This window comes from Neoroseomonas rubea, assembly GCF_016106015.1.
Taxonomy (GTDB): Bacteria; Pseudomonadota; Alphaproteobacteria; order Acetobacterales; family Acetobacteraceae; genus Neoroseomonas; species Neoroseomonas rubea.
In genome coordinates this window covers 1-9,986 of record NZ_JACADQ010000140.1, presented here as the reverse complement: position 1 = coordinate 9,986, position 9,986 = coordinate 1, and the positions used below count along the sequence as shown (strand labels likewise).

General features: G+C 70.0%; 7 protein-coding genes. 5 read left to right on the top strand and 2 right to left on the bottom strand.

The window, feature by feature from the left end:
- Positions 1–289 (bottom strand): hypothetical protein (locus HW577_RS14095; protein ID WP_198376773.1); only part of this gene is annotated, 289 nt, incomplete at its 3' end.
- Positions 290–527: 238 nt separating this feature from the next.
- Here HW577_RS14095 and HW577_RS14090 point away from each other — a divergent pair.
- Together HW577_RS14090 and HW577_RS14085 are read left to right on the top strand one after the other, a co-directional pair.
- Positions 528–1,574, top strand: a complete 1,047-nt coding sequence (locus HW577_RS14090) for a patatin-like phospholipase family protein (protein WP_232474929.1) — start codon at positions 528–530, stop codon at positions 1,572–1,574.
- A gap of 3 nt (positions 1,575–1,577) precedes the next feature.
- Positions 1,578–3,032, top strand: a complete 1,455-nt coding sequence (locus HW577_RS14085; protein ID WP_198376771.1) for a GntP family permease — start codon at positions 1,578–1,580, stop codon at positions 3,030–3,032.
- 14 nt (positions 3,033–3,046) lie between these two features.
- Here HW577_RS14085 and HW577_RS14080 read toward each other — a convergent pair whose 3' ends face one another.
- Positions 3,047–4,078 (bottom strand): AI-2E family transporter, encoded by a 1,032-nt coding sequence (locus HW577_RS14080; RefSeq protein ID WP_198376770.1) that lies wholly within the window; start codon positions 4,076–4,078, stop codon positions 3,047–3,049.
- A gap of 68 nt (positions 4,079–4,146) precedes the next feature.
- On the opposite strand from HW577_RS14080, the gene HW577_RS14075 reads away from it, so the two are divergent.
- The 3 genes from HW577_RS14075 (at position 4,147) to HW577_RS14065 (ending at position 9,887) form a co-directional block, all read left to right on the top strand.
- Positions 4,147–5,601 (top strand): alpha/beta hydrolase, encoded by a 1,455-nt coding sequence (locus HW577_RS14075; protein WP_198376769.1) that lies wholly within the window; start codon positions 4,147–4,149, stop codon positions 5,599–5,601.
- Positions 5,602–5,754: 153 nt separating this feature from the next.
- Complete coding sequence (locus HW577_RS14070) at positions 5,755–6,834, top strand: efflux RND transporter periplasmic adaptor subunit (protein ID WP_198376768.1); 1,080 nt, start codon at positions 5,755–5,757, stop codon at positions 6,832–6,834.
- Positions 6,831–9,887, top strand: coding sequence for an efflux RND transporter permease subunit (locus tag HW577_RS14065; protein WP_198376767.1), 3,057 nt, complete (start codon positions 6,831–6,833; stop codon positions 9,885–9,887). Before HW577_RS14070 ends, HW577_RS14065 begins: the two co-directional genes overlap by 4 nt.
- The last annotated feature ends 99 nt before the right edge of the window (positions 9,888–9,986 follow it).

Here is a 9,986-nt window from a genome sequence, read left to right as displayed (position 1 = left end):
CGGCGCGCGCATCCGCCGCGGCTGCCGCAGCCTCGTTGCGTGGCGGCGGGCGACGCGGCGCGGCGGCGGGCGCGACGGCGACCACGGGCGCTCCCTGCCGGGAAGCCGCGCGGGATTCGAGCATCTCGAGCCGCCGACGCATCTCGTCGAGTTGCCGGCGCAGTTCGGCGATGGTGGCCGCGTCGTCGCTGGCACTCTGCGCGTACGCCGGCGTAAGGACCCCCGAGTTGAGAAGCAGCGTGACGGCCAGCGCCGCCGACGCGCCCGCCACGCGCGATGTCCCGACCATTTCCGCCTCATTGCGCGATTCGCCCCGCCAGCGTGGCCGAGCGCCGGCAGCCACGGAACATGTGGCGATAAGCGTCGCATTCCGCTCCTGTGCGCTGCGTCCCGGCGTGGCCGTGCGAGGCTTTGCCCACCATCTGCCGGTTCCAACACACTCGCTCTCGTCATCGAGAGGCTGCTATTGTGCACCGCACACAAAGCCGACCCCCGCGCCTATGGCCGGGGCGACGAGGGAATTCCACATGGCAAGCCGCCCCCCGCGCAGCACCCCGCGCCCCAACCCGCTGCTCATCGACCTCGCACTCCAGGGCGGCGGCAGCCATGGCGCCTTCACCTGGGGCGTGCTCGACCGCCTGCTCGAGGAGGAGTGGCTCGAGATCGAGGCGATCTCCGGCACCTCGGCCGGCGCGATGAACGCGGCCGTGATGGCCTCGGGCTATGCCACGGGCGGGCGGGACGGTGCCAAGCAGGCGCTCGAGTCCTTCTGGCGGCGTGTCTCGCGCGCCGCGGCGTTCAGCCCCTTCCAGCGCTCGCCGATCGACGTCGCGCTGGGGCGCTGGTCACTCGACCATTCGCCGATCTTCCTCGCGATGGACGTGCTCTCGCGCGTCTACTCGCCCTATGAACTCGCGCCCTGGGCGACGAATCCGCTCGGCGATGTCCTGGCGGAGAGCGTGGACTTCGCCGCGGTCGCGGCCGGGCCGGTCAAGCTCTTCATCACCGCGACCAATGTGCGAACGGGGCGCGGGCGCGTCTTCCGCAATCCGGAGCTGTCGCCGAACGTCCTGCTTGCTTCGGCCTGCCTGCCGACGATGTTCCAGGCGGTCGAGATCGAGGGCGAGGCCTATTGGGACGGCGGCTATGGTGGCAACCCGACGATGACGCCGCTGATCCGCGAATGCGTCTCGGACGATACAATCATCGTGCCGATCAACCCGATCGAACGCCCCGGCACGCCCCGCACGGCACGCGAGATCATGAACCGGCTGAACGAGGTCTCGTTCAACGCGACGTTGCTCAAGGAGCTCAAGATGATCGCGTTGCTGCGCCAGACCGACGTGCAGCACACCGCGGAATGCCAGGGCTGGGCGCGCAACCGCGTGCATTTCGTCCGCAACGACATCATGGTAACCCTTGGCTATTCCTCGAAGCTGAACGCGGAGTGGGAGTTCCTCACGATGCTGCACGCCGAGGGACGCAAATCGGCGGATGCCTTCCTCGCCGACCACGCTGACGACCTCGGCAAGCGCTCGACGGCGCCGATCGAGAAGCTGCTCGAGGACATCTGAGACATGGGACTCCTCGGAATCCTCGTCGGCCTCTCGATCCTCGTCTGGCTGGCCTACAGGGGCTGGTCGGTGCTGCTGCTCGCCCCCACCGCGGCGCTCATCGCCGCCGCCTTCTCGGGCGAGCCCCTTCTGGCTCACTGGACTCAGACCTTCATGGGCAGCGCGGGACGCTTCGTCGCGCAGTTCTTCCCGCTGTTCCTGCTGGGCGCTCTGTTCGGCAAGCTGATGGAGGACAGCGGGTCGGTGAACGCCATCGCCGACTTCATGACCGAGAAGCTCGGCGCGGAGCGCGCGGTGCTGGCGGTGGTGCTGGCGGGCGCGGTCGTCACCTATGGCGGCGTCAGCCTCTTCGTCGCCTATTTCGTACTTGCGCCCATGGCGACCGCGCTGTTCCGGCGCGCGGACATCCCGCGCCGGCTGATGCCGGCCGCGATCATCGTCGGGTCATCGACCTTCACCATGTCTGCGCTGCCGGGAACGCCGGCCATTCCAAACACCATCCCGATGCCCTTCTTCGGCACCACGCCCTTCGCGGCACCCGGGCTCGGCATCATCGCCTCGGCGATCATGCTCGGTATCGGCCTGTGGTGGCTCGGCCGGGCGGAGGCGCGCGCGCGCATCGCCGGCGAGGGCTTCGGCGATGACCGGCCGCCGGCCGCCGACGCGGCGGTCGATGATCCGCTGATCCGCGAGCGCGCCGTCACGGCACGCGACTTCGACCCGGCGGAAATCCACCGCAGCGCCGAGGCGCCGGACCGCCCGGGCATCGTCGTTGCCGCCGCACCGCTGGTCGTGGTGGTGATCGTCAACCTGCTGATGTCCTTCGCCGTGCTGCCCAACATCGACGCCACCTTCCTCGCGGAACCGCGCTGGGGCGGGACGACGCTGTCGGCGGTCGCCGGTGTCTGGGCGGTCGCGACCGCGCTCGCCGCGGCCATCGCGACGCTGCTCGCGCTCGGTGGGCGGCGCATCCCCTCGCTTCGCGCGACCATGGATGCCGGTGCCAATGCCGCCGTCCTGCCGATCTTCAGCGTGGCGAGCCTGGTCGGCTTCGGCGCCGTCGTCGCCGCCATGCCGGCCTTCGAGGCGGTGCGCGACTGGGTGCTCGGCATCGGCGGCGGGCCGCTCGTCTCCCTCGCGGTCGCGACCAACGTGCTCGCGGCACTCACGGGCTCTGCCTCGGGCGGGCTGACCATCGCGCTGGAGGCGCTGGGGCCGACCTTCATGGCGATCGCCACCGCGCAGTCGATCGATCCCGGACTGCTGCACCGGATCGCCGTGATCGGCGCGGGGACACTCGACATCCTGCCGCACAATGGCGCCGTCATCACCCTGCTCGCGGTCTGCGGCTGCACACATCGCGAAAGCTACATGGATATCGTCGTGGTCGGCATCGGCGGGTCGCTCGCCGCGCTCGTCGCCGTCGTGCTGATCGGCGGGATGGTCGGATCCTTCTGATGCGCCGCCCGCGTTCAGCCGGGGCCCGGATGGCGGCCCGACAGCAGGCGCGCCACCCAGGCGCCGCCGGGGAACTGCTCGCAGATCGTCAGCGCCGCGATCAGCACCGGGACGCCGATGAAGGCGCCGGGCACGCCCCAGAGGAAGGCACCGAAGAACACCGCCGCGAGCACCATGAACGGAGATACGGAAAGCTGCTTTCCGGCAAGCCGCGGTTCCAGGTAGGAGCCGATCAGGAACTGAATCACCTGCAGCGCGGCGAAGATCGTCACCACCGCCTGCCACGAGCCGAACTGCAGCAATCCCACCAGCGTCGGGAAGACCGTGGCGACGAGCGGCCCAAGGAACGGGATGTAGTTCAGCACGAAGGCGATCACGCCCCATTCGGCCGCGAGGTCGAGCCCCATGAAGCGCGCGAAGGCATAGACCAGGACGCCGGTCAGCACGCTGGCGAAGCTGCGGACCAGCATGTAGGCGCGCAGCTTCGCGGCGCTCGCGGCAAGGCCCGCCAGCACGCGACGCGCCGCCGGATAGGCGTCGAGCCCGGCGAGCTGCGCGGCCGCCGGTCGGACCTCCAGCAGCCCGAGCAGCACGAAGACCGCCGTCACGATGACGAAGCTTACGATGCCCTGGAGCTGTGCAAGAACCGCCTGCGCGAGCCGCACGAGCCAGCGCACGTCGAACTGGTCCGACACCACGCCCGCCGCGGCGATGCCCTGCGTTTCCAGCCAGGCGATCTTCGCCGCATACAGGGATTGGAGCTGCCCCGCATTGGCCACCACCCATTGCGCGACGCGCCCGAAGGCCCAGACGATGCCGTAGGCGAGGCCGGCCACGACCGCGAGCGTGACGAGGACCGTGCCGATCAGCGCGAGCCCCGCCGGAATACGATCCTGCGCGGCTCGCTGCATCGGCCAGACCAGCGCGATGACAAAAAGGGCGAAGGCGACCGGCGCAAAGATCGCCTGCGCCGCCTGCAACGCCGCGCCGACCAGCACCGCGGCGCAAAGGCCGAGAAGCACACGCCCGCCACCTTCGGTCATCATGCAGCGCTGTCCTGGTTCATGCACGGCAGCCTGTGTCGGCGGCAGGCATGGCGCAAGGGGAAGGCGCCATGATCGTATTGGCGCGCCGCTGGCTTCTCCGTGCGGCGGGCACGCTTGGCGCGCTGCTCGTGCTGGGACTCGGCGTGCGCGCCTGGGACGTGCAGCGCGGCCCGCCGCTCGGCCCATGGCACATCGTCGTGCCGCCGGAGATCTCCGCGGAAGCCCTCGATGCCGCCGATTGGCCGCGATGGCTCGCGGCAGAGGCGGAGGCGATCGCAACGGTGCGACAAGAGGTGACGGAGGCGCTGGAACCGCAGGACCAGGTCGCGCTGAACCGCTATTTCGTCGACAGTCCGATGAATCCGGCGCGCTTCGCGCAGGACTGGAACCGCTCCTTCATCCTGGTGCCCGAAGGCGCGCCGCGCGGCGGCGCCGTTCTCCTGCACGGGCTGACAGACACGCCCTACTCGGTCCGCCATCTGGCGGAGGCCTATCGCGCGCGCGGCTTCGTCGCCGTCGCCATACGCCTGCCGGGCCATGGCACCGTCCCCGCCGGCCTGACGCGCGCGGCGTGGGAGGACTGGATGGCGGCGACACGACTTGCGCTACGGGAGGCGCGGGCGCGCGCGGGCGAAGGACGGCCGCTGCACCTGGTCGGCTATTCGAATGGGGGCGCGCTGGCGATGAAGTACGCGCTCGACGCGATCGAGGACGCGACGCTGCCCCGCGCCGAGCGCGTCGTCCTGGTTTCGCCCATGATCGGCGTTACGGCCTTCGCGCGCTTCGCCGGGATCGCTGCGCTTCCCGCACTGCTGCCGCGCTTCGCCAAAACCGCCTGGCTCGACATCCAACCCGAGTTCAACCCGTTCAAGTACAATTCCTTCCCGGTCAACGCCGCGCGCCAGACGCATCGGCTGACGGCGGCGCTGCAGGCGCAGATCGACCGGCTGGCAGTCGCGGGGCGGCTCGGTACGCTGCCGCCGGTGCTGACCTTCCAGTCGGTGGCGGATGCGACAGTCTCCACGCCCGCGGTGCTGTCCGCGCTCTATGCGCGCCTGCCGGACAATGGCAGCGAGGTTGTGCTGTTCGACCTCAATCGCGGCGCGGGATTCGGGCCGCTCTTCAGCGCCGGCGCCTATACGGCGATCGAGCGTCTCGTGCCGCCGGCGCCGCGTGCCTATGCGTTGACCGTCGTGTCCGACCGGCAGGGGTCCGTCCAGGCGCGGCGGACCGCGGCCGGAGCGCTGGATGAGACGGTGGAGCCGCTTGCCGAGACGTGGCCACGCGGCGTCTTTTCCCTCTCCCACGTCGCCCTTCCCTTCCCGCTCAGCGACGGGCTCTATGGCCTGGAGCCGGATCCTGCGGAGGATTTCGGCGTGCGGCTCGGCGAACTCGCCATACGCGGCGAACGCGGCGTGCTGGCCATCGGGCTCGACGCGGCGGCGCGGCTCACCTCGAACCCGTTCTTTCCCTTCATGCTCGGGCGCGTCGTCGCGCCGCTCGACGCGGCGGCGGCGCGATGAGCGGGCTGAGACGCCACGGGCAGGGATGGGACGCCCGGCACATCGCGCGCCGGGCCCCGTCGCGTGAGTCTCGGGCACAAACCTACTCCGGCGCGCAACCGCCTCGCCGGCCATGATCGCATCACCCACCATCGGACGGACCGGCCGCACGCCATGACGATCCAGACGCTCCGCCTCGCCGCCCTTGTCCTGCCCGTCGTGCTGGCTGCCTGCGATGGCGGGCCACCGCCCGCCCCGCCAGAGATCCGCCCCGTACGCGTGGTGGCGGTCGAACGCGCGGCTGAGGGGGAAGTCGTATCCCTGACCGGCACGGTGCAGGCGGAGAACGAGGTGAACCTAGCCTTCCGCATCGACGGGCGCATGGTGGAACGCCTGGTCAATGTCGGCGACCAGGTGCGGGCGGGCCAGACGGTGGCGCGGCTCAATCGCGACAATGAAGAGAACAACCTGCGCGCCGCGCGCGCGCAACTTGCCGCGGCCACCGCGCAGCTGACCGAGGCGCGAAACAATCATTGGCGCCAATCCGAGTTGCTGCGCGACGGCTGGACCACCCGCGTGCGCTACGACCAGGCGGCGCAGACGCTGCAGACGGCGCAATCCGCCGTCGACGCGGCGGAAGCGCAGGTCGGCATCGCAGAGACCCGCCTGTCCTATACCGAGCTCGTCAGCGACGTCACCGGCCGCGTCACCGCACGCGGCGCCGAGCCCGGGGAGGTCGTCCAGCCCGGACGCATGGTCATCCAGGTCGCGCGCGACGAGGGCCGCGACGCGGTCTTCGACGTGCCGCCGACCATCAAGGACCAGGCGCCGGCCAATCCGCTGATCGAGGTCGTGCTCGCCACCGACGCCACGGTGCGCGCGAACGGGCGCGTGCGGGAAGTGGCACCACGCGCCGATGCCGCGACCGGCACCTTCCAGGTGCGCGTAGGCCTCGCGGACCCGCCGCCGGCGATGCGCCTCGGCGCGACCGTCACGGGCCGGATGCGCCTGGGGAATTCCGGCGGCTACAGCATCCCGGCCTCGGCATTGACGCGCGCCGATCGCGCCCCGGCGGTCTGGGTGGTCAACCCGGCCGACCAGACCGTCGCGCTGCGGACGGTAGAATTGCTGCGCCACGACCCCGCTCATGTGGTCGTGTCCAGTGGCCTCACCACGGGCGACATCGTCGTCACGGCGGGCGTACAGGCGCTGCGGCCGGGGCAGAAGGTGCGGCTGCTCGGGGCGACGCGATGATCGGCCCGAACCTCTCGGAATGGGCGATCAGTCGTCGCTCGCTCGTCGTCTATTTCATGATCGTCGCGCTGGTCGCGGGCAGCTTCGCCTTCGTCAAGCTCGGCCGCAACGAGGATCCGGCCTTCACCTTCCGCACCATGGTCGTCTCGGCGGTCTGGCCGGGCGCGACCATCGAGGAAACGCTGCTGCAGGTGACCGAGCGGCTCGAGCGAACGCTCCAGGAGACGCCGAACCTTGACCGTCTGCGGTCCTACACCGTGCCTGGCCAAACGACGATCTTCGTCGACCTGAAGGGCACAACGCCGCCCACCGTGGTGCCGGACATGTGGTACCAGGTGCGCAGGCGCGTCGCCGACATGCGCCATACCATGCCCCAGGGCGTGCTGGGCCCCTTCTTCAACGACGATTTCGGCGACACCTTCGGCATCATCTATGGCTTCACGGCGGACGGCTTCAGCCAGCGGGAGCTGCGCGACTTCGTCGAGGCCGCTCGGTCCCGCCTGCTGCTGGTGCCGGATGTCTCCAAGGTCGAGATCCTAGGCGCGCAGGATGAGCGGATCTTCATAGAGTTCTCCCTCGAGCGCCTCGCCGGCCTCGGGCTGAACTACCCGGCGCTGGTCTCCGCCCTGCAGACGCAAAACCTTGTCCGCCCGGCGGGGGTCGTCGAGACCGGGCAAGAGCGCCTTCTGCTACGTGTCTCCGGCGCCTTCGAGAACGAGCAGGACATCCTGAACGTCAATTTCGTGCTGGGACCGCGCGTATTCCGGCTTGGCGACATCGCCGAGGTCCGCCGCGGCTTCGCCGACCCACCCCAGCCCATGTTCCGGGTCAACGGGCAGGAGGCGATCGGGCTCGCCGTGGCCATGCGCGAGGCCGGCGACATTCTCGCCCTGGGGCGCAACATCAAGGCGGAGATGGACCGGATCCGCGCAAGCCTTCCGGTCGGCATCGAGCCTATCCTCGTCGCCGACCAGTCGGTGACGGTGGACGAGGCGATCGGCGACTTCATGGAGAGCCTTTGGCAGGCGATCCTGATCATCATGGCGGCGTCCTTCATCGCGCTCGGCATACGCCCGGGCGCGGTGGTCGCACTCTCCATCCCGCTGACGCTCGCCATCGTCTTCCCGCTGATGTCGCTCGTCGGCATCGATCTCCAGCGCATCTCGCTTGGCGCCCTGATCATCGCGCTGACGCTGCTGGTCGACGATGCGATGACGACGATCGACGCCATGATACGGCGCCTCGGCGCGGGGGATTCAAAGGAGGCGGCAGCCACCTTCGCCTACCGTACCCTCGCCTCGTCGATGCTGACGGGCACGCTGGTGACCATCGCGGGTTTCGTGCCGATCGGCTTCGCGCGCAGTTCGGCCGGCGAGTACACCTTCTCGATCTTTGCGGTGGTGGCAATCGCGCTGATCGTCTCCTGGTTCGTGGCGGTGATCTTCGCGCCGCTGCTCGGCATGGCGATGCTGAAGCGGCCCGCGCAGGCGGAAAGCAGCGAGCCGGGTGCTGTGCTGCGCGCCTATACGCGCTTCCTGACATTCGCGATGCGGGCGCGATGGCTGACGATCGGCTTCACAGTGGCGATGTTCGCCGTGGCCGTCTTCGCCATGCAGTTCGTTCCCCGGCAGTTCTTCCCCTCCTCCGACCGGACCGAATTGCTGGTCGAGGTAACGCTGCCGCAGAACGCCTCGATCTTCGCGAGCGAGGAAGCATCGCGGCGCCTCGATGCCGCGCTCGCGCAGGACCCGGATGTCGCGCGCTGGAGCACCTATGTCGGCCGTGGCGCGATCCGCTTCTACCTGCCGCTGAACGTGCAGCTCGCCCTGCCCTTCTTCTCCCAGGCCGTGGTGGTCGCGAAGGACCTGCCCGGGCGCGAGCGGTTGCAGCGACGACTCGAGGCCATGCTCGCCGAGGAGTTCCCCGCCGCCGTCGCGCGCGTCTATCCACTGGAACTGGGCCCGCCCGTGGGGTGGCCGCTGCAGTACCGGGTGAACGGCCCGGACATCGAAAGGGTCCGGGAGATCGCGCAGGACGTCGCGAAGCTGCTGGCCGATACCCCCGGCGCCCGGCACGTGCATTTCGACTGGATGGAACCCGCGCGGCAGCTGCGCCTGGTGGTCGACCAGGACGAGGCCCGCCGCCTCGGCCTCTCATCCGCCCAGGTCGCCGCAACCCTGAACGCCGCCGTGACGGGCACGACGGTCACGCAGGTCCGCGACGACATCTACCTCATCAACGTCGTGGCGCGCGCCACCGCGGAACAGCGCCTGTCGCTCGAGACGCTGCGCTCGATCCAGGTGCCGCTGCCGGGCGGGCGGACCGTGCCGCTCGCGCAACTCGCCCGCTTCGAACATGCCCAGGAATACCCGCTGGTCTGGCGGCGCGACCGGGTGCCCACGCTGACGGTCCGGGCGGACGTCAATCCGGGCGTGCTGCCCGATTCTGCGGTTGCGTCGCTCGCGCCACGGATCGCGGCGTTGAACGCGACGCTGGAGCGGCCCTATCGCGTCGACCTCGGCGGCATCGCGGAGGAAAGCGCCTACAGCCAGGCGAGCGTGATGGCCGTGGTGCCGGTAATGCTGGCACTCATGCTGACGCTGCTGATGTGGCAACTCGGCTCCTTCCGGCGCCTGTTCCTCGTGCTCGCGCTGCTCCCGTTGGGGATCATCGGCGTGGTGCTCGCGCTGCTCGTCTTCAACCGGCCGCTCGGCTTCGTCGCGATCCTCGGCATCCTCTCGCTGCTCGGCATGATTGCGAAGAACGCCGTCATCCTGATCATGCAGATCGAGAGCGACCGCGCCGAAGGCAAGGAGGTCTGGGACGCGGTGATCGCCGCCGCTTCCTCGCGCCTCCGGCCAATGATGCTGACGGCGATCTCGACGGTGCTCGGCCTCATTCCCATCGCGCCGACGGTGTTCTGGGGGCCGATGGCTTTCGCCATCATGGGCGGGCTCGCGGTGGCGACTCTGCTGACGCTGGTCTTCCTGCCCACGCTCTACGTCACGGTCTTCGGCGGGCGACCGCCGAAGGCCGCGCCGGCGCGTGCCTGACATGGCCGGCGCCGCCGCCCTGCGCGCCGCGCTCCTGCTCGGGCTGTGGTGCGCGCTGGCGGGCGTGGTGCCGGCGGACCTGCCTGTCGGCGTCGCGGC